The organism is Frigoribacterium endophyticum (assembly GCF_011759585.1).
GTDB classification, from domain to species: Bacteria; Actinomycetota; Actinomycetes; order Actinomycetales; family Microbacteriaceae; genus Frigoribacterium; species Frigoribacterium endophyticum.
On sequence record NZ_JAAOYV010000001.1, the window covers coordinates 1,159,563 to 1,183,633 of the forward strand.

At 73.2% G+C, this 24,071-nt stretch carries 19 protein-coding genes and 4 tRNA genes; 11 read left to right on the top strand and 12 right to left on the bottom strand.

Annotation, left to right across the window (positions count from 1 at the left end):
- Positions 1-44 precede the first annotated feature (44 nt).
- The gene (gene acnA, locus FHR77_RS05370; RefSeq protein ID WP_167259118.1) at positions 45-2,876 is read left to right on the top strand and encodes an aconitate hydratase AcnA; all 2,832 of its coding nucleotides are present in this window, start codon (positions 45-47) and stop codon (positions 2,874-2,876) included.
- A gap of 118 nt (positions 2,877-2,994) precedes the next feature.
- The gene (gene dxs / locus FHR77_RS05375) at positions 2,995-4,935 is read left to right on the top strand and encodes a 1-deoxy-D-xylulose-5-phosphate synthase (protein ID WP_167259119.1); all 1,941 of its coding nucleotides are present in this window, start codon (positions 2,995-2,997) and stop codon (positions 4,933-4,935) included.
- Between the two features lie 132 nt (positions 4,936-5,067).
- On the opposite strand, the gene FHR77_RS05380 is transcribed toward dxs, so the two are convergent.
- The 4 genes from FHR77_RS05380 to FHR77_RS05395 form a co-directional block, all read right to left on the bottom strand.
- Positions 5,068-7,215 (bottom strand): 3-hydroxyacyl-CoA dehydrogenase NAD-binding domain-containing protein, encoded by a 2,148-nt coding sequence (locus FHR77_RS05380; RefSeq protein WP_167259120.1) that lies wholly within the window; start codon positions 7,213-7,215, stop codon positions 5,068-5,070.
- Complete coding sequence (locus FHR77_RS05385) at positions 7,212-8,417, bottom strand: acetyl-CoA C-acyltransferase (RefSeq protein WP_167259121.1); 1,206 nt, start codon at positions 8,415-8,417, stop codon at positions 7,212-7,214. The genes FHR77_RS05380 and FHR77_RS05385 overlap by 4 nt, the downstream gene beginning before the upstream one ends.
- A gap of 72 nt (positions 8,418-8,489) precedes the next feature.
- Positions 8,490-9,791, bottom strand: a complete 1,302-nt coding sequence (locus FHR77_RS05390; protein ID WP_167259122.1) for an HRDC domain-containing protein — start codon at positions 9,789-9,791, stop codon at positions 8,490-8,492.
- A gap of 49 nt (positions 9,792-9,840) precedes the next feature.
- The gene (locus FHR77_RS05395; protein WP_167259123.1) at positions 9,841-10,437 is read right to left on the bottom strand and encodes a DUF3000 domain-containing protein; all 597 of its coding nucleotides are present in this window, start codon (positions 10,435-10,437) and stop codon (positions 9,841-9,843) included.
- A gap of 80 nt (positions 10,438-10,517) precedes the next feature.
- Between FHR77_RS05395 and FHR77_RS05400 the strand changes: the two genes are divergently transcribed.
- A complete protein-coding gene (locus tag FHR77_RS05400) occupies positions 10,518-11,765 on the top strand; it encodes an alpha/beta hydrolase family protein (protein ID WP_341777228.1) in 1,248 nt (415 codons plus the stop codon).
- Here FHR77_RS05400 and FHR77_RS05405 read toward each other — a convergent pair.
- From FHR77_RS05405 to FHR77_RS05415, 3 genes are read right to left on the bottom strand one after another with little or no spacing between them, the layout of a single operon-like run.
- The gene (locus tag FHR77_RS05405) at positions 11,686-12,456 is read right to left on the bottom strand and encodes a dihydrofolate reductase family protein (protein ID WP_167259124.1); all 771 of its coding nucleotides are present in this window, start codon (positions 12,454-12,456) and stop codon (positions 11,686-11,688) included. The genes FHR77_RS05400 and FHR77_RS05405 overlap by 80 nt on opposite strands.
- Complete coding sequence (locus FHR77_RS05410) at positions 12,453-12,944, bottom strand: SufE family protein (RefSeq protein WP_255465402.1); 492 nt, start codon at positions 12,942-12,944, stop codon at positions 12,453-12,455. Before FHR77_RS05410 ends, FHR77_RS05405 begins: the two co-directional genes overlap by 4 nt.
- A gap of 5 nt (positions 12,945-12,949) precedes the next feature.
- Entirely contained in the window at positions 12,950-13,849 is a 900-nt protein-coding gene (locus FHR77_RS05415) for a sulfurtransferase (protein WP_167259126.1), read from the bottom strand.
- A 265-nt stretch (positions 13,850-14,114) separates the two neighbouring features.
- On the opposite strand from FHR77_RS05415, the gene zapE reads away from it, so the two are divergent.
- On the top strand, positions 14,115-15,134 hold the full coding sequence (gene zapE, locus FHR77_RS05420; protein ID WP_167259127.1) for a cell division protein ZapE: 1,020 nt from the start codon (positions 14,115-14,117) through the stop codon (positions 15,132-15,134).
- Positions 15,135-15,433: 299 nt separating this feature from the next.
- The gene (locus FHR77_RS05425) at positions 15,434-16,717 is read left to right on the top strand and encodes an ammonium transporter (RefSeq protein ID WP_167259128.1); all 1,284 of its coding nucleotides are present in this window, start codon (positions 15,434-15,436) and stop codon (positions 16,715-16,717) included.
- A 297-nt stretch (positions 16,718-17,014) separates the two neighbouring features.
- Here FHR77_RS05425 and FHR77_RS05430 read toward each other — a convergent pair.
- The 3 genes from FHR77_RS05430 to FHR77_RS05440 all read right to left on the bottom strand — a co-directional run bounded on the left by FHR77_RS05430 (position 17,015) and on the right by FHR77_RS05440 (position 17,362).
- A tRNA-Val gene (locus FHR77_RS05430) sits at positions 17,015-17,086 on the bottom strand.
- A 64-nt stretch (positions 17,087-17,150) separates the two neighbouring features.
- Positions 17,151-17,224: transfer RNA gene (locus FHR77_RS05435), tRNA-Cys, on the bottom strand.
- A gap of 66 nt (positions 17,225-17,290) precedes the next feature.
- A tRNA-Gly gene (locus FHR77_RS05440) sits at positions 17,291-17,362 on the bottom strand.
- A 173-nt stretch (positions 17,363-17,535) separates the two neighbouring features.
- On the opposite strand from FHR77_RS05440, the gene FHR77_RS05445 reads away from it, so the two are divergent.
- A tRNA-Val gene (locus FHR77_RS05445) sits at positions 17,536-17,608 on the top strand.
- A gap of 106 nt (positions 17,609-17,714) precedes the next feature.
- Here FHR77_RS05445 and FHR77_RS05450 read toward each other — a convergent pair.
- Both FHR77_RS05450 and FHR77_RS05455 read right to left on the bottom strand, forming a co-directional pair.
- On the bottom strand, positions 17,715-18,758 hold the full coding sequence (locus tag FHR77_RS05450; RefSeq protein ID WP_167259129.1) for a carboxypeptidase-like regulatory domain-containing protein: 1,044 nt from the start codon (positions 18,756-18,758) through the stop codon (positions 17,715-17,717).
- A gap of 154 nt (positions 18,759-18,912) precedes the next feature.
- The gene (locus tag FHR77_RS05455; RefSeq protein WP_167259130.1) at positions 18,913-19,122 is read right to left on the bottom strand and encodes a hypothetical protein; all 210 of its coding nucleotides are present in this window, start codon (positions 19,120-19,122) and stop codon (positions 18,913-18,915) included.
- A gap of 45 nt (positions 19,123-19,167) precedes the next feature.
- On the opposite strand from FHR77_RS05455, the gene FHR77_RS05460 reads away from it, so the two are divergent.
- The 5 genes from FHR77_RS05460 to FHR77_RS05480 all read left to right on the top strand — a co-directional run bounded on the left by FHR77_RS05460 (position 19,168) and on the right by FHR77_RS05480 (position 24,064).
- Positions 19,168-19,878, top strand: coding sequence for a YqjF family protein (locus FHR77_RS05460; RefSeq protein ID WP_167259131.1), 711 nt, complete (start codon positions 19,168-19,170; stop codon positions 19,876-19,878).
- A 154-nt stretch (positions 19,879-20,032) separates the two neighbouring features.
- Positions 20,033-21,160, top strand: coding sequence for an ABC transporter substrate-binding protein (locus FHR77_RS05465; protein WP_167259132.1), 1,128 nt, complete (start codon positions 20,033-20,035; stop codon positions 21,158-21,160).
- A gap of 2 nt (positions 21,161-21,162) precedes the next feature.
- Entirely contained in the window at positions 21,163-22,086 is a 924-nt protein-coding gene (locus FHR77_RS05470) for an ABC transporter permease (protein WP_370543610.1), read from the top strand.
- Entirely contained in the window at positions 22,083-22,943 is an 861-nt protein-coding gene (locus FHR77_RS05475; protein ID WP_341777229.1) for an ABC transporter permease, read from the top strand. The genes FHR77_RS05470 and FHR77_RS05475 overlap by 4 nt, the downstream gene beginning before the upstream one ends.
- The gene (locus tag FHR77_RS05480) at positions 22,940-24,064 is read left to right on the top strand and encodes an ABC transporter ATP-binding protein (RefSeq protein ID WP_167259133.1); all 1,125 of its coding nucleotides are present in this window, start codon (positions 22,940-22,942) and stop codon (positions 24,062-24,064) included. The genes FHR77_RS05475 and FHR77_RS05480 overlap by 4 nt, the downstream gene beginning before the upstream one ends.
- Positions 24,065-24,071: the final 7 nt, after the last annotated feature.

Below are 24,071 nucleotides of genomic sequence, written 5' to 3' on the forward strand. Positions count from 1 at the left end.
TCGGGCGACCATGATGAGGGCGTAGTCAGCAAGGGAGACGGCACGTGTCTGCAATCAACAGCTTCAGCTCGAAGGACAGCCTGACGGTCGGCGCGACCGAGTACGAGGTCTACCGCATCGACGCGGTCGACGGCTCGGCCAGGCTCCCGTTCAGCCTCAAGGTCCTCCTCGAGAACCTCCTCCGCACGGAGGACGGCGCCAACGTCACGCGCGACCAGATCACGGCGCTGGGGGAGTGGCAGCCCACGGCCGACCCCGACACCGAGATCCAGTTCACGCCGGCGCGCGTCGTCATGCAGGACTTCACGGGCGTGCCGTGCATCGTCGACCTCGCCACCATGCGCGAGGCCGTGTCGGCCCTCGGCGGCGACCCGACGAAGATCAACCCGCTCGCCCCCGCCGAGCTGGTCATCGACCACTCGGTCATCGCCGACCTCTTCGGCAGCGAGAACGCGCTCGAGCGCAACGTCGAGATCGAGTACGAGCGCAACGGCGAGCGGTACCAGTTCCTCCGCTGGGGCCAGACGGCCTTCCAGGACTTCAAGGTGGTGCCGCCCGGCACGGGCATCGTCCACCAGGTCAACATCGAGTACCTGGCCCGGGTCACGTACAGCCGCGACGTCGCGGTCGAGGGCGGCGGCACGGTCCTGCAGGCCTACCCCGACACCCTCGTCGGCACCGACTCGCACACCACCATGGTCAACGGCCTCGGCGTGCTGGGCTGGGGCGTCGGCGGCATCGAGGCGGAGGCCGCGATGCTCGGCCAGCCCGTGTCGATGCTCATCCCCAAGGTCGTCGGCTTCAAGCTCCGCGGCTCGATCCCCACCGGGGTCACCGCCACCGACGTCGTGCTCACGATCACGCAGCAGCTCCGCGCCCACGGCGTCGTCGGCAAGTTCGTCGAGTTCTACGGCGAGGGCGTCGCCGAGGTCCCCCTCGCGAACCGCGCCACGATCGGCAACATGAGCCCCGAGTTCGGCTCGACCGCCGCGATCTTCCCGATCGACGACGTGACCCTCGACTACCTCCGCCTCACCGGTCGCTCGGACGAGCAGATCGAGCTCGTCGAGAAGTACTCCAAGCTCCAGGGCCTCTGGCACGACCCGTCGGTCGAGCCGGTCTTCAGCGAGTACCTCGAGCTCGACCTGGCCACCGTCGTTCCCTCGATCGCCGGCCCGAAGCGCCCGCAGGACCGCATCGAGCTCACCGCCGCCAAGAGCCAGTTCGAGGTCGACCTCGAGAACTACGCGACGACCGACCACTCGCACGTCGACGCCGCGGTCGAGGGCACCTTCCCGGCCTCCGACCCCATCGGCTTCACCGCGGAGGACGACGACGAGGCGCAGCCGCACAGCATCTCGCACACCTCGCACGCCCCGGCGAAGGTCTCGAAGCCGACCTCGGTCGAGCTGGGCGACGGCTCCACCTTCACCCTCGACCACGGCGCCGTCGCGATCGCGGCGATCACCTCGTGCACCAACACCTCGAACCCGTCGGTGATGCTCGCCGCGGGCCTGCTGGCCCGCAACGCCAGCCAGAAGGGCCTCAAGGCCAAGCCGTGGGTGAAGACCACCCTCGCGCCCGGCTCGAAGGTCGTCACCGACTACTACGAGAAGGCCGGCCTCACGACCTACCTCGAAGACCTCGGCTTCTACACCGTGGGCTACGGCTGCACGACCTGCATCGGCAACTCGGGCCCGCTGCTCGACGAGATCTCGTCGGCCGTGCAGGAGAACGACCTCGCCGTCACGGCGGTCCTCTCGGGCAACCGGAACTTCGAGGGCCGCATCAACCCCGACGTCAAGATGAACTACCTGGCGAGCCCACCGCTCGTCATCGCCTACGCGCTGGCCGGCTCGATGAACTTCGACTTCGAGTCCGACCCCCTGGGCACGACGCCGGAGGGCGACGACGTCTACCTCCGCGACATCTGGCCCGACGCGGCCGAGGTCCAGTCGACCATCGACTCGTCGATCGACACGGGCATGTTCACCCACGAGTACGCGGGCGTCTTCGACGGCGACGAGCGCTGGAGGTCGCTGCCGACGCCCACCGGCGCCACCTTCGAGTGGGACTCCGAGTCGACGTACGTGCGGAAGCCCCCGTACTTCGAGGGCATGACCCTCGAGACGACGCCGGTCCGCGACATCAGCGGGGCACGGGTGCTCGCGAAGCTCGGCGACTCGGTCACCACCGACCACATCAGCCCGGCGGGCTCGATCAAGGTCGACAGCCCCGCGGGCCGGTACCTCGACGAGCACGGCGTCGACCGGAAGGACTTCAACTCCTACGGGTCACGACGCGGCAACCACGAGGTCATGATCCGCGGCACGTTCGCGAACATCCGCCTGCGCAACCAGCTCCTCGACGGTGTCGAGGGCGGCTACACCCGCGACTTCACGCAGCCCGACGCACCGCAGACGTTCATCTACGACGCGAGCGCGCGCTACCAGGAGCAGGGCACGCCCCTGGTCATCCTGGGCGGCAAGGAGTACGGCTCCGGCTCGTCGCGCGACTGGGCGGCCAAGGGCACGAGCCTGCTCGGCGTCGCGGCGGTCATCACGGAGAGCTTCGAGCGGATCCACCGCTCGAACCTGATCGGCATGGGCGTCGTGCCGCTGCAGTTCCCCGCGGGCGAGAGCTGGGAGTCGCTCGGGCTCGACGGCACCGAGTCGATCAGCATCTCCGGCCTCGAGCAGCTGAACGAGGGCGTGACGCCGAAGACGGTCCGTGTGGTCGCCGAGCCGACCGAGCACTCCGCCGCCGGCGCTCAGACGATCGAGTTCGACGCCGTCGTCCGGATCGACACCCCTGGTGAGGCCGACTACTACCGCAACGGCGGCATCCTGCAGTACGTGCTGCGCAGCCTGGTCTAGCCCGCACGAGGAGCCCCCACCCGCGTCGCCGACGCCCGGTGGGGGCTTCCGGCGTTCTCGCCGGGTCGACGCATAAACTGAGCCCGGCTGCCTCCGGGTAGGCGGAAAGGAAGCCGGCATGAGCATTCTCGAGACGATCAGCGGTCCGCGTGACCTCCTCGCGTTGACCGACCAGCAGATGGTCGACCTCGCGACGGAGATCCGGGCGTTCCTCGTGGCGGAGGTCAGCAAGACCGGCGGCCACCTCGGGCCGAACCTCGGGGTCGTCGAGCTGACGCTGGCCATGCACCGCGTGTTCCGCTCGCCGCACGACGCGTTCGTCTTCGACACGGGCCACCAGTCGTACGTGCACAAGCTCGTGACGGGCCGACAGGACTTCAGCGGTCTCCGCCTCCGGGGCGGACTCGCGGGTTACCCGCAGCGCAGCGAGTCGGAGCACGACATCGTCGAGAGCTCGCACGCCTCCAGCAGCCTCTCGTGGGCCGACGGCATCTCGCGCGGCTTCGGCCTCACCGGCCAGTCCGACCGCCACGTCGTCGCCGTCGTCGGCGACGGCGCGCTGACCGGCGGCATGACGTGGGAGGCGCTGAACAACATCAGCGACGACAACGACCGCCGCCTGATCATCGTCGTGAACGACAACGGTCGGTCGTACGCCCCCACCATCGGCGGCATGGCGCGCTTCCTCAACACGGTGCGCACGCGGAGCACCTACCGCGAGATGCACATGGGCAGCGAGGCCGTGTTCGACCGGCTCGGCCACCCGGGTCGCGCGTTCTACCGCGGCGTGCGGGGCGGGCTGCACGGCTTCCTCAGCCGCTTCACCAACAACGAGGCGCTCTACTCGAACCTCGACATCAAGTACATCGGGCCCGTCGACGGCCACGACCAGGTCGCGATGGAGGAGGCCCTCCACCAGGCCAAGAACTACGGGGCGCCGGTCATCGTCCACGCCATCACGGAGAAGGGTCGCGGCTACGACCCCGCCCGCGCCGACGTGGCCGACCAGTTCCACGCGGTCGGCCAGATCGACCCCGAGACCGGCGAGCCGCTCGAGACGACCGCCGCGCCCTCGTACACGAGCGTCTTCGCGGACGAGATGGTCGCCGTCGCCGCCGAGGACGAGACCGTCGTCGGCATCACCGCCGCGATGCTGCGGCCGGTCGGGCTGCACAAGATGGCCGAGCGCTTCCCCGAGCGGGTGCTCGACGTCGGCATCGCCGAGCAGCACGCGGTCACCTCCGCCGCGGGCCTGGCCTACGCCGGGCTCCACCCGGTCGTCGCCCTGTACGCCACCTTCGTCAACCGCGCCTTCGACCAGGTCCTGATGGACGTCGGCCTGCACCGGGCGGGCGTGACCTTCGTGCTCGACCGGGCGGGCGTGACCGGGCCGGACGGCCCGAGCCACCACGGCATCTGGGACTTGGCGCTGCTCCAGATCGTCCCGCACATCCGTCTCGCCGCGCCCCGCGACGCCACGCGCCTCCGGGAGGAGCTCCGCGAGGCCGTCGCCGTCACCGACGCCCCGACGGTCGTGCGCTTCTCGAAGGGCACGGTCGGCACCGAGCACGAGGCCGAGCGCCGGCTCGACGACGGCGTCGACGTCCTCTCGAGCGACGAGCGCCGCGACGTGCTGCTCGTCTGCGTGGGGCCGATGGCCTCCGTGGGGCTCGAGGTGGCCGAGCGCCTCGCCGCACAGGGCATCGGCGCCACCGTGGTCGACCCGCGCTGGGTCGTGCCCGTGGCCCGGTCGATCGTCGACCTCGCCGCCGACCACCGCCTCGTCATCACGATCGAGGACGGCGTCCGGGTGGGGGGCATCGGCACCCGGGTCCGACAAGACCTCCGTCAGGCGGGCGTCGACACGGCCGTGACCGAGCTGGGCCTGCCCGACGAGTTCCTCGAGCACGGCTCACGGGCCCAGATCCTCGAGGAGGCGGGCCTCACCCCCCAGCACATCGCGCGGGACGTCGTGGCGCAGGTCCTCGGGAGCAAGATCCCCGTGGCCCGCCCGCTCGACGACGCCGACGAGCGTCGGGTGGACGCCCAGCACGACTGACCGACACCGGCGTCCGCGCCGGCTCGGCTCTCCTTGGCGCCCGTCCGGCCTCGGCGGGCCGCGCCGACAGCGTCGGAGGGCCCGCCACGACCGTCGTCGTGGCGGGCCCTCCGATCGCCGTGCCCCGTGGCGTCAGGCGTCGACGTACTCCGGCCCGACGATCATCGGGTCGTGGAATGTCGTGCCACGCACGCGGAGGGTCGCCCCCACACGGTCGAGGTAGGGCGTCACCCCGCCCATCTGGAACGGGTACCCGGCGCCCAGGATGAGGCAGAGGTCGATGTCCTGCGCCGCCGACACCACACCGTCGTCGAGCATCCGGCCCACCTCGTCGGCGAGGCCGTCCTCGATCCGGCGACGGAGCTCGTCGTCCGTCATCGGGGTGCCGGGCCCGGCCGCGAGGGCGACCGCCTTCTTGTCGAAGCCCTTGCGGCGGCCCTTGGAGTCCCGCTCGAAGATCGTTCCGTGCTCAGCGAGGCGGTGCAGGCCGTCGCTGGCGAAGAAGCGGTCGGGGAAGGCCGCGTGGTGCGTGTCGAGCACGTGGGCGCCGACCGTGAGGCCGACGAGCTCCAGGAGCTCGAACGGGGTCATCGGGAGGCCGAACGGGGCCGTCGCACGGTCGACGACCTCGAACGGGGTGCCCGTCTCCACCGCGTGCATGGCCTCGCCGAGCAGCTTCGCGAGGATGCGGTTCACCACGAACCCAGGGGTGTCGGCCGTGATGACCGCGTTCTTCCGGAGGGCGGCCGCCGTCACCATGGCGGTGCTGAGGGTGGCCTCGTCGGTGGCGGGCGTGCGCACCACCTCGACCAGGGGCATCACGGCCACCGGGTTGAAGAAGTGGAAGCCGACCAGCCGCTCGGGGTGGCGGAGGCGGGCCCCGATCGCCTCCACGCTGAGCGACGACGTGTTCGTGGCGAGCACGGCGCCCTCCGCGACCACCGCCTCCACCCGTTCGAAGACGTCCTGCTTCACGCCGAGCTCCTCGAAGACGGCTTCGATCACCCAGTCGCAGTCGGCGAAGTCGGAGAGGTCGGTCGTGCCGGTGACGAGCGCGGAGAGCCGGTTCGACTCGTCGCCCGAGATGCGGCCCTTCGTCGCGAGCTCGACGATCTCGCCGCGGATCCGCTCGACGCCGGCGTCGACCCTGGCCTGGTCGAGGTCGGTGATGACGACCGGCACCTGGAGACGACGGACGAAGAGCAGGGCGAACTGGCTGGCCATCAGGCCCGCGCCGACGATGCCGACCTTGGTCACGGGCTTCGCCAGGTCGCGCGGGGGAGCGCCGGCCGGCTTCTTGGCCCGCTTCTGGACGAGGTCGAACGAGTACATGCTCGCGGCGAACTGGTCGCCCGCGACGAGCCCGGCGAGGGCCTCGTCCTCCGCGGCGAAGCCCGTGGCCCGGTCGGTCGACCGGGCGGCCTTCAGCAGTTCCAGGGCCGCGTAGGGCGAGCGCGCCACCGTGCCGATCTTGCCCTCGAGCGACTTCCGGGCGATCGAGACGGCGGCGTCCCACTTCACCGCACGCTCCAGGCGTCCGGGCACGTGGGGGCGGGCGACCTTCGTCGTGCCGGCCACCACGCCGTCCGCCCAGCGGATCGAGTCCTCGAGGAAGGCCGCCGGGCCGAAGGCCGCGTCGACGATGCCGAGCTCCAGGGCCTGCGCCGGCTTCAGCGTCCGGTTGTTCTTGAGCGGGTTCTCGATGACCACCCGGAGGGCGGCCTCGATGCCGATGAGGTTCGGCAGCAGCCACGCGCCTCCCCAGCCGGGGACGATGCCGAGGAAGACCTCGGGCAGCGCGAGGGCGGCGGCGGACGTGTCGACGGTGCGGTAGTCGGCGTGCAGGGCGATCTCGAGGCCGCCCCCGAGCGCGAGCCCGTTCACGAAGACGAAGGTCGGCACGCCGGCGTCGTGCAGCTTGCCGAGGGTGGAGTGACCGAGTCGAGCGAGCTCGCGGGCGACCTCGCGGCTGGGGATCTGGCTGACCTTGCTGAGGTCGGCCCCGGCGGCGAGGAAATAGGGCTTGCCCGTGACGGCGATCGCCGCGACCTCGCCGCGCGACGCACGCGCTCGGAGCTCGTCGAGCGTCGCGCCGAACTCGAGCAGCGTCGCCGGCCCGAGGGTGCTCGGCCGGGTGTGGTCCCGGCCGTTGTCGAGGGTCACGAGCGCGAGGACCCCGCCGGAGGGGAGGGGCACGTCGCGGACGTGGCTGTGGGTCACGACCTCGTCGTGGCTGAGCTCGGTGAGGGCCTCGAGGGGGGCGTTCGTGGTCGTGCTCATGCTCGTGCGGCCTTCCGGTCGAAGTGCGGGTTCTCCCAGATGACGCTGCCGCCCTGGCCGAGGCCGACGCACATCGCGGTCAGGCCGTAGCGGACCTCCGGGTGCTGCTCGAACTGGCGAGCGAGCTGGATCATCAGCCGCACGCCGGACGAGGCGAGCGGGTGGCCGACGGCGATGGCGCCGCCCCACGGGTTGACCCGCGGGTCGTCGTCGTCGACGCCGAAGTGGTCGAGCAGCGACAGCACCTGCACGGCGAAGGCCTCGTTGAGCTCGAAGAGCCCGATGTCGTCGATCGTGAGCCCCGCCTTGCGGAGCGCCTTCTCGGTGGAGGGCACGGGGCCGATGCCCATGATCTCCGGCTCGACCCCGGCGTAGGCGAAGCTGACGAGACGCATCTTCGGGGCGAGGCCGTACTCGCGCGCGGCCTCCGCCGAGGCGAGCAGGCTGACGGTCGCGCCGTCGTTCAGCCCCGACGAGTTGCCCGCGGTGACCCGCCCGTGGGGTCGGAACGGCGTCCGCAGGCCGGCCAGCGCCTCCATCGTGGTCTCCGGGCGCGGTGCCTCGTCGCGGGTCACGAGGCCCCAGCCCTCGGCCGACGGCACGGCGACCGGCACGAGGTCGGGCTGGATGTGCCCGGCGTCGTAGGCGGCCGCGAGCTTCTGCTGTGACCGCATCGCGAAGCGGTCGGAGCGCTCCTTCGTCAGCTGCGGGAAGCGGTCGTGGATGCGCTCGGCCGTCGACCCCATGTTGAGGGCGTCGCCGCTGACGAGCTTCTCGGTGAGGAACCTCGGGTTGGGGTCGGCGGCGAAGCCCATCGGGTGGCGGCCCATGTGCTCGACGCCGCCGGCGACGGCGACGTCGTAGGCGCCGAAGGCGATGCCGCCCGCGAGGGTGGTGACGCTCGTCATCGCCCCCGCGCACATCCGGTCGATCGCGAAGCCGGGCACCGACCGGGGGAGGCCCGCGAGGAGCGCCGTCGTGCGCCCCAGGGTCAGCCCCTGGTCGCCCTGCTGCGTGGTCGCCGCGACGGCGACGTCGTCGACGCGGTCGAGGGGGAGGGAGGGGTTCCGCTCCAGCAGCCCCTTCATGGCCTTGACGACGAGGTCGTCCGCCCGGGTGCCCCAGTAGACGCCCTTCTCCCCTGCCCGGCCGAACGGGGTGCGGACCCCGTCGACGAAGACGACTTCTGTTCTCTCGGCCACGTTGCCTCCAGTGCTCGGAACTGGTCCGATCCTAGGGAGGCGGCGGGGGCGGGCAGAATCCTTCGCGGATTGCTACGAAGGCTCGGCGGGCTGCGTCTCGGGCTCTTGGTGGGCGTCGACAAAGGCGTCGGCGAGGGGCCCCGCGACGGCCTCGACCTGCCAGGTGCGGGCCCCGAGCTCGGTCAGGGCCGCGGCGAGGGCCTCGGGCTCGAAGGGGATCGGCGGCTCCCAGCAGACCCGGCGGAGGAGCTCCGGCGTGAGGAGGTTCTCGACCGGCAGGTCGAGGCGCTCGGCGATCGCCGCCACGACGGGGCGGGCGTGCCGGTACCGGGCGTCGGCCATCGGCGACTTGTCGGCCCAGCTGCGGGGCGGGGGGAGGGTGTCGCCGGCCGGCCCGCGGTGCGAGGGCAGGTCGGCGGTCGCCTGGCCGCGCTCGACGGCGGCCCACCACCGGTCGAGCTCGCTCCGGCTCGCGCGGCCCACGAACTCGCGGAGGCCGGCCAGGGCGCGCTTGTCGGCCGGCAGCGCCTTCGCCGCGGCGACCAGGGAAGAGTCCGGCACGAGCCGGCCCGCGGCGGTGTCGACCTGCCGGGCGTAGTCGTCGCGCGCGGTCCAGAGCTCACGGGCGACGGCGAGGCCCCGCGACCCGCGCACGGTGTGCAGCCCGGTGAGGCGACGCCAGGGCTCGGCCTTGGCCGGCTTGACCTCGCGGGCGACCGTCGCCGCGAACTCCTGCCGAGCGATGTCGAGCTTGCCGTCACGCTCGAGCAGCTCGGCCATCGCGTCCCGGAGGTCGACGAGCAGCTCGACGTCGAGGGCCGCGTAGACCAGCCAGCTCTGGGGGAGGGGGCGGGTCGACCAGTCGGCCGCGGAGTGCTCCTTGGCGAGGTGGACGCCGAGGAGCTGCTCGACGACGGCCCCGAGGCCCACCTTCGGCAGCCCGGCGAGGCGGGCGCCGAGCTCGGTGTCGAACACGAGGTCGGGGTCGAGGCCGATCTCGCGCAGGCACGCGAGGTCCTGGCTGGCGGCGTGCAGCACCCACTCCTCGTGGCCGATGACGGCCTGGAGCTCGTCGAAGCGGCCGATGGCCGGCGGGTCGAAGAGGAAGACGCCCGAGCCGCGGCGGAACACCTGGATGAGGTACGCGCGCTGCGAGTAGCGGTAGCCGGAGGCGCGCTCCGCGTCGATCGAGATCGGCCCCGTCCCGGCGGCGATCGCCTCGACCGCGGCCAGGTAGCCGTCGCGGTCGTCGATGACGTCGACGTGCCCGTGGGCGGAGTCCGCCGTGGCGACGACGGGGGCCACGGTCACTCGGGGAGCGGCGGCGGCCTCGGGCGAGGGCGTCTCGCTCGGGTCGGGGGTGACGGTGTCCATGTCTCGGCGGTCCTGTTCTCGGCTCGGAGGTGTCGCGGTGGGCGACGGGTCAGTCGCGCCCGACGCGGCGCGACGCGAGGAGGGTGACGCCCTCGACGGTCGGCGGCAGGCCCGCGAGGGTGCAGATCAGTTCGCTCCAGGCCTCGAGGTGCGGTGCGAGGTCGGTGCTCGTCGGCGTCCACGAGGCGCGCAGCTCGAGCTGCGCCCCCTCGCCCTGGTCGGCGAGGTCGCCGTAGCCGGTCGAGAGCACCTTCGTGGCGGTGCCGGAGGCGGAGTGGTGGGAGGCCCCGCCGGCGGCGAGGGAGTCGACGAGCCACGACCAGGCGACGTCGGCGACGAAGGGGTCGAGCGCGAGGTCGGCCTCGAGCGGCGCCTGGGCGAAGCAGACGACGCGGAAGACGCCGCCCCAGGCCTCCGGGGCCGACTCGTCGTACAGCAGGACGAAGCGGCCCGTGCCGAGGTCGGGGTCGGCGCGGCCCGAGGCGCCCACGACGTCGCCCGCGAGGGCGAGGGCGTGCGGCGCGAGGCCGCCCGGAGCGGGGATCTCGCTGACGGCGAGGTCGTCGCGGGCGACGGCTCGGCGCACGGACTCGACCGCTGCGGCGAACGCGGACGGGGTCGTCGGCGTCGAGGGGGTGTCGGACACCCCAGCAGACTAGGCTCCCAGCTGATCCCGAGGTGGGCGGCACGCCGCGTCCGCCCGCCGCCCCGTCGATCGGAGCTCCCGTGACCCGCCCCTCGACTCCGTCCCCCGACCTCGGCGCGCGTCGCGCCCGGGGCGTCGGCCTCGTGCTCTCGGCCTCCGTCGTCGCCACGGCCGTCGTCTCGGCGGCGGCCGTCGTCTCGGGCGCCCTGGTCATGGCCGACAAGGTCGTGACGCCGGCCCGGCGTCGCGCCGACGGCGTCCGGGTGCTCGGGCACGACCCGTCCGTCCCCTCCGTGACGCTCAGCTCCGACCCCGACACCCGCCTGCCCGGCCGCTACAGCTTCTGGTTCGACCACGGCCGGGGCCACGCCCGAGTCGGAGAGGTGCTGAGCGACGACGGGCACCGGGTGGTCCGGTCGGTCGAGGCCGTCGACGCGGGCGACCTCGCCTCGGCCCGCCGGGGGCGGCTCGGGGGCTGGCTCTGGCGCACGCCTGCCGACGCCGGCCTGCCGGTCGTCGACGTCGAGGTCGGCACCCCGGTCGGCCCCGCGCCCGCGTGGCTCGTCCCCGCTCCCGGCGGCACCGACGGGCCGTGGCTGATCAGCGTGCACGGCCGGGGCGTCACGCGGGCCGAGACCATCCGCGCCGCGCCGGCCGCGCACCGCGCGGGCTGGACCTCGCTCCTCGTCTCGTACCGCAACGACGGGGAGGCGCCCCCGTCTCCCGACGGCCGCTACGCCCTCGGCGACCAGGAGTGGCGCGACGTGGAGGCCGCGATGGAGCACGCGGTCTCCTCCGGCGCGACCGCCCTCGTGCTCATGGGCTGGTCGATGGGCGGCGCGACCGTCCTGCAGGCCGTCACGCGCGCGAGGCACGGCGACCGCGTCGTGGGCGTGGCCCTCGAGTCGCCCGTCGTCGACTGGCGGACGACGCTGCGCTTCCAGGGGCGGGCCATGCACGTGCCGCGCCTCGTGCAGGAACTCGCGCTGCGCCTCCTGCAGTCGCCCGCGGCGGCGCGGCTCGGCCGCCGCGACGGGCCGATCGACCTCGACCGTCTCGACCTCGTGGCGCGGGCCGACCAGCTCGACGTCCCGGTGCTCCTGCTGCACAGCGACGACGACGGGTTCGTGCCGTCGACCGCGTCGCACGCGCTGGCCGAGGCGCGACCCGACCTCGTGCAGCTGGAGGTCTTCGCCGTGGCTCGCCACACGAAGATCTGGAACTACGACCCGGAGCGCTTCGAGCGGGTCATCGGCGAGTGGCTGGGCCGTCTGCCACGAGCCAGCGCGCGTACAGCGCGTCGTGGTCGTCCTTCAGCAGCTGGCTGAGCGAGAGGCGCGCGGGGTCGAACCTCTCGCGGCCGAAGACGGGCAGGCCGCTGCCGATCACGACCGGGGAGGTGCTGAGGCAGAGCTCGTCGACGAGGCCGTCGCGGAGGAACTGCCCGGCGAGCGACGGCCCGCCCTCGCAGACGAGCGAGAGGAGGCGGTGGTCACGCAGCCGTCGGAGCACCGTCGCGGGGTCGAGACGCCCGTCCACGTCGTCGACCACCAGCACGGTCGCCGCCTCGGCGACCGCCGGCCCGAGGCTCGCGGCCACGGCGTCGGTCGCGCCGGCGGGGCACACGACGACGACGCGCTCGGCCTCGGCGGGGTCCATCCGGTGGCCTGACAGGTCGCCGGACGACGTGACCACGACGAGCCGGGAGGTCTTGGGCACCCGGTAGCCCTCGGCGCGGACGCTGGCGGCGCCGACGACCACTCCGTCGGCCAGGTCGCGGACGACCGCGAGCACCGCCCGGTCGACCGCGTTGCTGAGGGTGTCGGAGGTGCCGTCCTCGCCGGCGGCGTCGCCGCTCACCGCGGCGATGAGGTTGAGGCGCAGCCAGGTCTCGGCCGGGGGAGCGTAGAGGCCGCGGAGGGTCTCGCGCCCCCCGTCGCCGTCGCCCTCCACCGGGACGAGGTCGCCCGCCGACGCGAGGGAGGCCGGGGCGGCGGTGTGCAGGACCCGGAGGCTCACGCTCCCGAGGCCCCCGGAGCACCGGCGGTGTCGGCCTGCGCCGTCTTCTCGGCGATCTGGCGCTTGGCCCGCCCGAGGAGGGCGGTCATGCCCCGGACCCGCAGCGGGCTGACGGCCTCGACCAGGCCGATCGTCTGGGGGTAGTCGTCCGGCACGTCACGGAGGACCTGCTGGGCGGTCAGGCCCGTGAGGCCCTGCGCCAGGATCGACGCGAAGCCGCGCGTCGTCGGCGCCTCCCGAGGAGCCGTGGCGTGCATCGCGACGACGCCGTCGACGACCTCGACGAAGATGAAGACCGGCGACTGGCACTCCTCGACACGCTCGAGCAGGTCGGGGTGGCCCTCGTACTCGGCGGGCAGCGCCGGCAGCTCGTTCGAGAACTCGAGCAGCAGCTGGAGGCGGTCCCGCACCTCGAGGGCGAGGAACTCGTCGCGGATCTCGGCGAGCGAGGCGGGCAGGTCGCCCGCGCCGGCCGCGGTGTCGGCCACGGCCGTCATCGAGCCGGGACGGCGCCGGGCTCGGTGCCCTGCACGATCGGGACGCGCACGGCGCTGCCCCACTCGGTCCACGAGCCGTCGTAGTTCCGGACGTCCTCGAAGCCCATCAGGTGGTGCAGCACGAACCAGGTGTGGCTCGACCGCTCGCCGATGCGGCAGTAGGCGACGACGGAGTCCCCGTCGGCGAGGCCCGCGCCGTCGCGGTAGATCGCGTCGAGCTCCGCGCGCCCGCGGAAGCGGCCGTCGTCGGCGGCGGCCTTGCCCCACGGCACGTTCTGGGCGCTGGGGATGTGGCCGGCGCGCAGGGCGCCCTCTTCCGGGTAGGCGGGGGCGGTGGTGCGCTGGCCCGAGTACTCCTCGGGGGAGCGCACGTCGATGAGGGGCCGGCCGAGGTGGGCGAGCACGTCGTCCTTGTAGGCACGGATCACGGTGTCGTCGCGCTCGACCACCGGGTAGTCGGTCGGCTCAGGGCTCGGGGCCTGGGTGGTGTACTCACGGCCCTCCGCCTCCCACGCGGCGCGGCCGCCGTCGAGCAGGCGCACGTCCTCGTGGCCGAAGAGCGAGAACACCCAGAGGGCGTAGGCCGCCCACCAGTTGTTCTTGTCGCCGTAGACGACGATCGTCGAGTCGCGCGTGACGCCGCTGCGCGACATGAGCGCCGCGAAGGCCTCGCCGTCGACGTAGTCGCGCTGCACGGGGTCGTTGAGGTCGAGGTGCCAGTCGATCTTGACGGCGCCGGCGATGTGCCCGGTCTCGTAGAGCAGCACGTCCTCGTCGGACTCGACGACGACGAGCCCCGGCGTGCCGAGGTGCTCCTGCAGCCAGTCGGTGCTGACGAGGCGCTCGGGGTGCGCGAACTCCTGGAACTTCGGTGATGCGTCGTGCTCGACGACCATGGGTGCCTCCTGCTGTGTCTCTCCGTCGCGGGGACGGAGCGCCGCCGGCGACGGCGGACGATCTCGGGTGCAGCGCGGCGGGCGCTGCGGTCGGGCGCCGGTGCCCGGTGGCTAGACTCGGGCCCGGGTCACCGTCGAGGCTACGCACACGGCGTGAGCGTCGTCCGGGCGCCCCTCAGACTCTGACACAGATCGCCCCGACGCACACCGCGGCCAGGCCCCCGACGTGCGTCGCCCCCTGGTCCCCTGCCTGCGAGGTCGCCCGATGTCACCAGATCCCCTCACCGCCCGCGTCGCGCTGACCGAGCGCGCCCCCACGATCACGGGCGCCGAGATCGTCGCCGAGCTCGTCCCGCCCCGACAGTTCGACGGGGCGTCGCTCGAGAACTACGTGCCCGACACGGCCTTCCCGTCGCAGGCGGAGGCGGTGGAGGCGGTGGCCGGCTTCGGCGGCGCCGCCGAGCGTCCCGCACGACGCGGCCTGTTCCGCCGACGCGCGGACTCTCCCGACGTGCTCCCCGGCCTCTACCTCGACGGCGGCTTCGGCGTCGGCAAGACCCACCTGCTCGCCGCCCTCTTCAACCGGACCACGGGGCGCCGCTACTTCGGGACGTTCATCGAGTACACGGCCCTGGTCGGCGCCGTCGGGTACGCGGGCGCCGCTCGCCAGCTGGAGGGCGCCTCCCTGGTCTGCATCGACGAGTTCGAGCTCGACGACCCGGGCGACACGATGATGATGACGCGGCTGCTCGGCGACCTCGCCGAGGGCGGGACGCGGATCGCCGCGACCTCGAACACGCCGCCGGCGGCCCTCGGCGAGGGCCGGTTCGCGGCGGCGGACTTCCTCCGCGAGATCCAGGGGCTCTCCGACCGCTTCCGCACCCTCCGCATCGACGGTGACGACTACCGCCGTCGGGAGGTCGAGGCGAAGGCCCACACGGTCGACGACCTGGACACCGCGGTGGCCTCCCTGCCGGGCACGGTGTCGGTGGACGACTTCGCGGCCGTGGTCGCGCACCTCTCGTCGGTGCACCCGAGCCGGTACGTCAAGCTCATCGACGGCCTCGACGCGGTCGCCCTGCGCGACGTCCGGCCGTTCACGAGCCAGACGGACGCGCTCCGCTTCGTGGCCTTCGTCGACCGGCTGTACGACGCGCAGGTGCGCGTCGTCGCGTCCGGCGCACCGCTCGACACGGTGTTCAGCGACGAGATGCTGGCCGGCGGCTACCGGAAGAAGTACCTGCGGGCCACCTCGAGGCTCGTGGCGCTCACGTCGGCGCACTGACTGACGTCGGGGCGCTGACGTCGGGGCGCTGACGTCGGCACGCTGACCTTCCGGGCCACGCGGCGACGTCGCCCCCTGGGCCCCGACCTCGGAGGCCTTCCCGAGGCGGGCGAAACACGTTGTTCACAGTCGCGCGATACGTGTTACATCCCCGAAACACGACGGCACACGACCCGAAACACCTCGTCGAGACACTGAGGGCGGCACCACCCGCATCGTCCCGCACAGCCCGTGGCACCCCCACGGTCGGGGCGGCCGGTGCCTCCCTGGCTTGTCAGAACTCGAGAGGTGACACACACATGGATCAAGGCAACACCGCCTTCATGCTGATCTGCGCGGCACTCGTGCTGCTCATGACGCCCGGCCTGGCGTTCTTCTACGGCGGCCTCGTCAAGGCCAAGAGCGTGATCAGCATGATGATGCTGAGCTTCGGGGCCATGGGCCTGATCGGCGTCCTCTGGGTGCTCTTCGGCTACTCCATCGCGTTCTCGAACGGCCCCCAGGGCCCCGCGGGCACCGACACCTACATCGGGTGGGACGGCGTCTTCGGCTTCGACCCGTCGATGTTCAGCCTCGACTCGCTCTTCCAGGAGAGCGCGGCGCCGGTCGGCGACTACCCGACCATCGCCTTCGCCGCCTTCCAGGCGACGTTCGCGATCATCACCGTCGCCCTCATCTCGGGCGCCATCGCCGACCGCGCCAAGTTCGGCGCGTGGATGATCTTCGCCGGCGTCTGGGCCACGGTCGTCTACTTCCCCGTCGCGAGCTGGGTCTTCAACTTCACCCTCGGCGAGGACGGCTCGGTCGTCGACGGCGGCTGGATCGCCAGCATGGGCGTCATCGACTTCGCCGGCGGCACGGCCGTCCACATCAACGCGGGCGCCGCCGCCCTGGCCCTCGCCCTGGTGCTCGGCAAGCGCGTCGGCTTCGCCAAGGGCGCCGACAAGCCCCACAACCCGCCCTTCGTGCTGCTGGGCGCCGGCCTGCTCTGGTTCGGCTGGTTCGGGTTCAACGCCGGCTCGGAGCTCGCCGCCGACGGCGTCGCCGCCCTCGCCTTCCTCAACACGATCGCCGCCCCCGCGGCCGCCATCCTCGGCTGGCTCGTCGTCGAGAAGGTCAAGGACGGCAAGGCCACCTCGGTCGGCGCCGCCTCGGGCGCCGTCGCCGGCCTCGTCGCCATCACGCCGGCCTGTGCCGCCCTGTCGCCGTTCTGGGCCATCGTGCTCGGCGTCGCCGCCGGCGCCGTCTGCGCCCTGGCGATCGACCTCAAGTTCAAGCTCGGCTTCGACGACTCCCTCGACGTCGTGGGCATCCACCTCGTCGGCGGCCTGCTCGGCACCCTGTACCTCGGCTTCTTCGCGAACAACTCGGGCCTGATCTTCTCCCACTCGTTCCGTCAGCTGGGCATCCAGGCCCTCTCGGCCCTCGCCGTCATGGCCTACTCGTTCGTGCTCGCCTTCCTGATCGGCCTGGCCATCGAGAAGACGATCGGCTTCCGCGTCAAGAACGAGGACGAGGTCGCGGGCATCGACCTCGCGCTGCACGGCGAAGAGGGCTACGTGCTCGAGAACTCGCGCGCCTAGCTCGTCACCGCTGCTCCACCAGGACGGCCCCGGTCACCACGACCGGGGCCGTCCTTCTGTGTGTGCGGTGGAGCTGCCGAGCCGCGCAAGCGGGCTGCTGCGCCCCGCAGGGACGCCGGAGGCGCACGAGCCCACCTGAGGACGTCCGGGACGACGAGACGGGCGGCGGACGCGGGTCGAGACGAACGGTGCCCGCGGGGGAGGACAGCACCCTCCTCGGAGGCCAGCAGCCCCTGAGAACGACGAAAGCCCCCGGGAACGACGAAAGCCCCCGGCGAACCGGGGGCTTTCTCTGTGTGAGCGATACTGGGATCGAACCAGCGACCTCTTCCGTGTCAGGGAAGCGCGCTACCGCTGCGCCAATCGCTCATGCATGTCGCCGAGGCGACGTATTCAGTTGATCACGACATCATAGACCGGAGTCTTGACGACATGGAGGTGGAGACGGGATTTGAACCCGCGTGAACGGCTTTGCAGGCCGGTGCCTCGCCTCTCGGCCACTCCACCATACGAGCAGCTCCCAGAGGGGGAGCCACCAGTCGGTGGACCACCCTCTGGTGAGCATTACACTCGAGCGGATGACGAGATTCGAACTCGCGACCCTCACCTTGGCAAGGTGATGCGCTACCACTGCGCCACATCCGCATTTCGCTTTGCATTTCTGCGTGCAAAAGAACAATACCCAGACCCGGGGCAGAAAACAAATCGAGGGAAGTTCGTGTCTTGGGGGCCATGATCAGCGGCCTCGACCGCCCCTGCGTCGGGCCCTCGAATGGCGCCGGGCCGCTCCGATGCACTAGCATCGACGAGTCCCGCAGGGGCGATTGGCGCAGTTGGTAGCGCGCTTCCTTCACACGGAAGAGGTCATCGGTTCGAGCCCGGTATCGCCCACACAGAACTTCCCTCGAGAGAACCTCCCCCGGCAGAGCATGTCGGCAGAACCCCGGTCCGCCGGGGTTTTCTCATGCCCCCGCCCGGCATCACGGCCGACCGCCCGTCACGGCGTGGACGACTGCGGTGCCAGGAACACGTCGGTCGACTGATCGGCCCCGTACGTGACCGAGACCGGCACCGCCTCCGCCGCGCTCCGCACGAGCGGGACGGGCACGTACTGCCCCGCCCACCACCAGCGCTGGTGCGACGCCGTCTCGACGCCCACCGTGTAGCGACCGCTCGGCACGATGAACTGAGCCACCTTGCGGGGCGAGCTCGTGGCGTCGAGGGCCTGCGTCATGACGGCCCCGGTCACCGTGTCCGTGATGGTCACGACGGCGCCGTCGAGGTCCGGGCCCGGAGCGTTCACCGGGTCCGGCTCGTCGACGACGACCTGGAGGTCGTACGTCGTGTGGACGTACCGGGGAGCCGCGGCGACGTGGCTCGCCGGCGTCGTGGCGGTCTCGGCCTCGACGTCCTGTCGCCACACGGTGGGCACCGCACCCGGGGCGGCGACGACCGTGGCCGTGTAGAGGTCGGTGGGCATGCCCGAGAAGAAGTAGCGCCCCTCGGCGTCGGTGACCGAGCTGAGGGAGGTGCCGGTCCGGTTGCCGTAGACCTCGACCGTGAGCCCGGCCGGCGGCGAGGGCCACGGGCCGACCAGCCGGCCCCCCAGGGTGCCCCCGACGGGGAGCGTCACGTCGACCGCCGTGGACGCGCCGGCCCGGACGGTGAGGTCGGTGGTCATCACCGGTGTCCGACGACCGTGACCGGCGGTCGGCGGCGGGGTCACGGAGACCCAGTAGCGCGTGCCCACAGGAACGTCGGCGAAGGTCAGGGCTCCGGTGGAGTCGGTGGTCGCGTCCCGCTCGAAGGGCCAGGCTCCCACGAGGCGGACCGTGGCCCCCGGGAGGCCGAGGGTCGTGCCCGACGACCGCAGCAGCCGGACGGAGACCGTGCCCGTCGCCGTCGCGGCCGGCACCGCGGCGGCCGGCACCGTGGCGGTCAACGACACGACGGGCGGAGGCGCGGCCTGGGCCGAGGCCGGGGCGAGAGCCCCGAGGCCGACCGCGGCCACGAGCGAGAGCGAGACGACGAACCTGTCCACGGGGACCCCCTGTGCGTGCAGCGGCCCGGCACGGTGCCGAGCCCGCCGGGGTCCGGGCCTCCGGTGGCAGGAGCCTAGGCCCGCGGCGCCTCCGCCGCACCCGTCGTGGTCACCGCGGCTCGACAGCGTCCACCGGGCGGGCCGCCGTCGACGCTCAGCCCGCCTTCGCGGCCCGCCGTCGACGGACGGCCCGCACGGTCCGCACGCCGTAGACCACGGCGATGACCGCCCCGACGACGATGGTCACCCACGAGCCGTCGGGGGAGAGCAGCGCCTCCGCCGCGAAGACGAGGCCGAGGAAGGCGATGCCGGCGGTGATGGCCAACGACGCGGTGGTGGGGGCGGGAGGGGGCGTGTCGCTCATCCCGTGACCGTACCGTCACCCGCTCCGGGGGAGCAGCATCGGAGCATGCCCGCCGCCCCGCCCCTGCCGCACCGCCCCGTCACCCAGCACGACTGGCGCGACGTCGTCGGCCTGCACTGGGCGATCGACCCGGCCCTCGCGGCGCCGCTGGTGCCCCGGGGCACGAGGCCCGACCTGCACGACGGGGCGGCCTGGGCGAGCCTCGTCGCCTACCGGTTCGTCGACAGCACCGTGCCGCCGCTGCCGCGCCTGGGGCGGCTCGGCACCATGACAGAGATCGTCGTCCAGCTCGCGACCGTCGACGACGGCGGCCGTCGGGGCATCGCGTACCGCTCGATCGACACCCAGCACGCGCCCGCCGTGGTCGCGGCTCGGCTGATCGGCCTGCCCTACGTCTGGGCCCGGGCCGGCAGCCGGGTGCGCGACGACGACGTCGCCCACCGCACGCAGCGCCGGGCAGGAGGCGCGGGCTCGGTCGTCCGGGTCGCCCTCGTCCCCGAGCCGGTCGCCCCGCGCACGGCCGACGCCGACGAGACGACGAGGTTCCTCTCCGAGCGCTGGGGAGTGCACACCGCCCGCCGCGGAGTCACCGGCTGGTGGCGTCGGGCGCACGAGCCGTGGACCTTCCGCACGGGCACGGTCACGCGCCTCGACGACGGGCTCCTGGCCGCGGCGGGCCTGCCCGGCCTCGCCGAGCGCGAGCCCGACCGCGTGACGGTGTCGCCGGGCGTCGTCGTCCGCTACTCGCGGGGCTGAGGGCGGCCCGCTCGGACGGCCACGCGGCGTCCACCGTCCCGTCACCGGGGCGCCGCCTCCTCGTCGTCCTCGCTCCCTACGGTGCTCGCGGGCCGGTCAGCACGACCGGCCGCACGACCGGCGGCCGCCCGCGGCCCCGCACCTGGAGGACACCGTGACCCCGACCCGCCCCCTCGCCGCCGCCGCGGCGCTCACCGTCCTCGCCCTCGGCCTCGCGGGCTGCACCGCCGCCGACGCCGCGGGCGACGACGCCGCCGCCGGCACGGCCGCGACCGCCACCAGCGCGGAGGACCTCGGCGGCATGGACGCCCTCGTCGCGGCCGCCGAGGCCGAGGGCGAGCTCAACGTGATCGCCCTGCCCGACACCTGGGCCAACTACGGGAAGATCATCGACGCCTTCGAGGCCGAGTACGACATCACGGTCAACAGCGACAGCCCCGACGTCTCGAGCGCGGAGGAGATCACGGCGGCGGAGAACCTCGCCGGGCAGGACACCGCGCCCGACGTCTTCGACCTCGGCTCGGCCGTGACGCTCGCGAACCTCGACCAGTTCGCGAAGTACAAGGTCGCGACGTGGGACGACATCGCCGACGACCACAAGGACGCGGACGGCGCCTGGGTCCACGACTACACCGGCCTGATGTCCGTCGGCTACGACGCGGACGCCGTGCCCGAGCCGGAGACCCTCGACGACCTTCTGGGCTCCGAGTACAGGGGGAAGGTCGCGATCAACGGCGACCCGACCCAGGCCGGCGCGGCCGCGGCGGCCGTCCAGTGGGCGGCGCTCCAGGACGGCGGCAGCGCCGACGACGTCAGCGCCGGGGTCAGCTGGTTCGGCGAGCTCGCCGACGCGGGCAACTTCCTGCCCACCGACCCGACCCCCGCCACGATCGCCTCGGGCGAGACGCCCGTCGTCTTCGACTGGAGCTACAACAACCTCGCGGCCGCGGCCGACGCGGGAGGGCGCGACTGGAGGACGGCCGTGCTGCCCGGGACGGCGCTCGGCAGCTACTACAACCAGGCCGTCAACGTGGACGCGCCCCACCCCGCCGCCGCGCGCCTGTGGCAGGAGTTCATCATGAGCGACGAGGCCCAGAACCTGTACCTCGCCGCCGGGGCGTACCCCGTGCGCCTGGCCGCGATGACCGAGGCCGGCACCGTCGACCAGGACGCCCTCGACGCCGTCGGCGAGCAGCCGGCCGACACCGTGCAGCTGACGACCGAGCAGACCGAGGCCGCCTCCGCGCTGCTCGCCGGCACCTGGGCGCAGGCGATCGGCTGATCGTGGTCGCGCTCGTCGAGGGGAGGCCCCCCGCGGCCGACCGCGACCGCGTCGACGGCGCCCGGCCCCCTCGGGCCCGGCGCCGTCCGGCGGCGTGGTGGGCCCTGACCCCGTTCGCGGTCTACGTCCTGCTCTTCCTCGCCGTGCCCTGCGTCGTCGCGCTGGGCACCGGCTTCGTGACCGGCGACGGCCGACCCAGCCTCTCGGCGCTCACCGCCCTCGGCGAGCCCCTCGTGCTCCGCGCCTTCGGGAGCTCGGCGCTCGTGTCGGGGATCACCGCCGTCGTCGGCGCGGTCGTCGGCGCCGTCGTCTGCTGGGGACTCACCGCCCTCCGCCCGGACGGCCTCGTCCGCAGCCTCGTCGACTCGGCCGCGAGCGTCCTCGCGCAGTTCGGCGGCGTGATGCTCGCCTTCGCCTTCACGGCCACCATCGGGATCCAGGGCGTCGTCACCCAGCTGCTGCTCACCCGGCTCGGCGTCGACGTCTTCGCCGGCGGCGTCTGGTTCTACCAGGTGCCCGGGCTGCTGCTGCCCTACGTCTACTTCCAGGTGCCGCTGATGGTCATCACCTTCATGCCGGCCGTCACGGGGCTCAAGCCCCAGTGGCAGGAGGCGGTGGCCACCCTGGGCGGGACGCGGCGCGAGCACCTGCTCCGCGTCGTCGTGCCCGTGCTCGCCCCGGCCTTCGTCGGCAGCGTGCTGCTGCTCTTCGCGAACGCCTTCTCCTCGTACGCGACCGCCGCGGCCCTGATCAGCCAGGGCGCCCAGATCGTGCCCCTGCAGATCCGCGCGGCGTTGGTCAGCGAGACGGTGCTGGGCCGCGAGAACGTCGCCGGCGTGCTCGCGCTCGGCATGGTCGTCGTCATGGTCGTGCTGATGACGCTCTACTCGCTGCTCCAGCGCCGCACGGAGCGGTGGCAGCGGTGACCCGCCGACGCGGGGCCCCCGGCACGGCGCTCCGGAAGGCCGTCCTCGCCGTCGTCGGCGCCGTCTTCGCCGTCCCGATCGCGGCCATGGTCGCGTTCTCCCTCCGCTCGGCGGACGGGACGGGCCACGACCTGGGGCACTGGACCGCCCTCGCCGCCCCCGAGAACGAGAGGGCGTACCGCTCCCTCGTCGAGGGCGTCACGAACAGCCTCGTCCTCGCGGCGGTGACGGCCGTGCTCGTGCTCGTGCTGCTCGTGCCGACGATGGTCGTCGTGCACCTGCGGTACCCGGCGCTGGTGCGGCCCCTCGAGTTCGTCTGCCTCGTCCCCGTCACGGTGCCGGCGATCGTGCTCGTCGTCGGGCTGGCCCCGGTGTACTCGGTCGTCTCGCGGGTCGCCGGCTCGGGAGCCTGGACCCTCGCGCTGGCCTACGGGGTCACCGTCCTGCCCTACGCGCACCGTGCCGTCCAGGCCGACCTGGCCGCCACCGACCTCCGCACCCTCACCGAGGCGGCCAGGACCCTCGGCTCCGGCGGCGTCGCGACCCTCCTCCGCGTGGTGGTGCCGTCGCTCCGTCGTGGGCTCCTGGCCGCGGCGTTCATCACGGTGGCCGTCGTCCTGGGCGAGTACACGATCGCCAGCCTGCTGAACCGGGTGACGCTGCAGACGTCGCTCGTCCAGGTCTCGCGCAGCGACCCCTTCGCGGCCGTCATCCTCGCCCTGCTCGCCCTCCTGCTCGCGTTCCTGCTGCTCGCCGTGGTCGGACGGGTCGGCTCCGCCGGCGCGGGCCGCCCCGTCCTCCCCGGTCGCGACGTCGCGGCCACCGCCCCTGCTCCCGCCCGGAAGGCCCTCTCGTGACCGCCACCGCCCCCGTCGACCCGACCACCGCCTCCTCGGCCCCGCCACCGACCGGTCGAGGCTCCGCCGCCGCGGGCGCCCGGACGACGTCGACCGTGGGCGCCGCGGTCGCCCTCCGCGGCGTGGTCAAGGAGTACGCGGGCCACGTGGCGCTCCGCGGCGTCGACCTCGACCTCGCTCCGGGGGAGCTCGTCGCGCTCCTCGGCCCCTCGGGCTGCGGCAAGACGACGGCACTGCGCACCCTCGCGGGGCTCGAGACGGTCACCGAGGGCCGCATCACGGTGGACGGGCGCGACGTCGTCGACGTGCCGACGCACCGTCGGGACGTCGGCATGGTCTTCCAGGCGTACTCGCTCTTCCCGCACCTGACGGTGCAGCAGAACGTCGAGTTCGGGCTCCGCACGCGGCGCGTGGCGCGGGCCGGGCGGGCGACCCGCGCCGCCGAGATGCTCGACCTGGTGGGCCTCGGGGAGCTGGGCGGCCGGTTCTCGCACCAGCTCTCGGGCGGCCAGCAGCAGCGCGTCGCGCTCGCCCGCGCGCTCGTGACGCGGCCCCGCGTGCTGCTGCTCGACGAGCCTCTCAGCGCGCTCGACGCCCAGGTGCGGGTGCAGCTGCGGGAGGAGATCCGTCGCCTGCAGCGCGAGCTCGCCATCACGACCCTCTTCGTGACGCACGACCAGGAGGAGGCCCTGGCCGTCGCGGACCGGGTCGCCGTGATGCGGGCCGGCGCGATCGAGCAGATCGGCACGCCCGAGCAGCTGTACTCGGCGCCGGCGACGCGGTTCGTCGCGGAGTTCGTCGGGTCCAGCAACCGGCTGCGGGCCGAGGTCGTCGACGGGCGGGTGCGGCTGCCCGGGCAGGAGGTCGCCGCCGTCGGCTCCCCGGCCGACGGGGAGGCGTGGGCCTACGTGCGCCCGGAGGACGTGGCGTTCGCCGACCGCGGGGTCGCGGGCGTCGTCGAGTCGGTGTCGTTCCTCGGTGCGGTCTGCCGCACGAGGGTCCGGACGTCGCCCGACGACGTCGTCGTGCTCGACCACCGCGCGCACGAGCGGCGCGAGGTCGGCGAGTCCGTCCACGTGGCGTTCACGCCGCGGGCCGTCGCGGTCGTGCCGTTCGGCTGAGGGCGCC

Bases quoted from the DNA above. Each gene is read 5' to 3' on its own strand.
- dxs (WP_167259119.1), top strand. From the start codon at position 2,995: ATGAGCATTCTCGAGACGATCAGCGGTCCGCGTGACCTCCTCGCGTTG.
- FHR77_RS05380 (WP_167259120.1), bottom strand. From the start codon at position 7,215: ATGAGCACGACCACGAACGCCCCCCTCGAGGCCCTCACCGAGCTCAGC.
- FHR77_RS05390 (WP_167259122.1), bottom strand. From the start codon at position 9,791: ATGGACACCGTCACCCCCGACCCGAGCGAGACGCCCTCGCCCGAGGCC.
- FHR77_RS05415 (WP_167259126.1), bottom strand. From the start codon at position 13,849: ATGGTCGTCGAGCACGACGCATCACCGAAGTTCCAGGAGTTCGCGCAC.
- zapE (WP_167259127.1), top strand. From the start codon at position 14,115: ATGTCACCAGATCCCCTCACCGCCCGCGTCGCGCTGACCGAGCGCGCC.
- FHR77_RS05425 (WP_167259128.1), top strand. From the start codon at position 15,434: ATGGATCAAGGCAACACCGCCTTCATGCTGATCTGCGCGGCACTCGTG.
- FHR77_RS05455 (WP_167259130.1), bottom strand. From the start codon at position 19,122: ATGAGCGACACGCCCCCTCCCGCCCCCACCACCGCGTCGTTGGCCATC.
- FHR77_RS05460 (WP_167259131.1), top strand. From the start codon at position 19,168: ATGCCCGCCGCCCCGCCCCTGCCGCACCGCCCCGTCACCCAGCACGAC.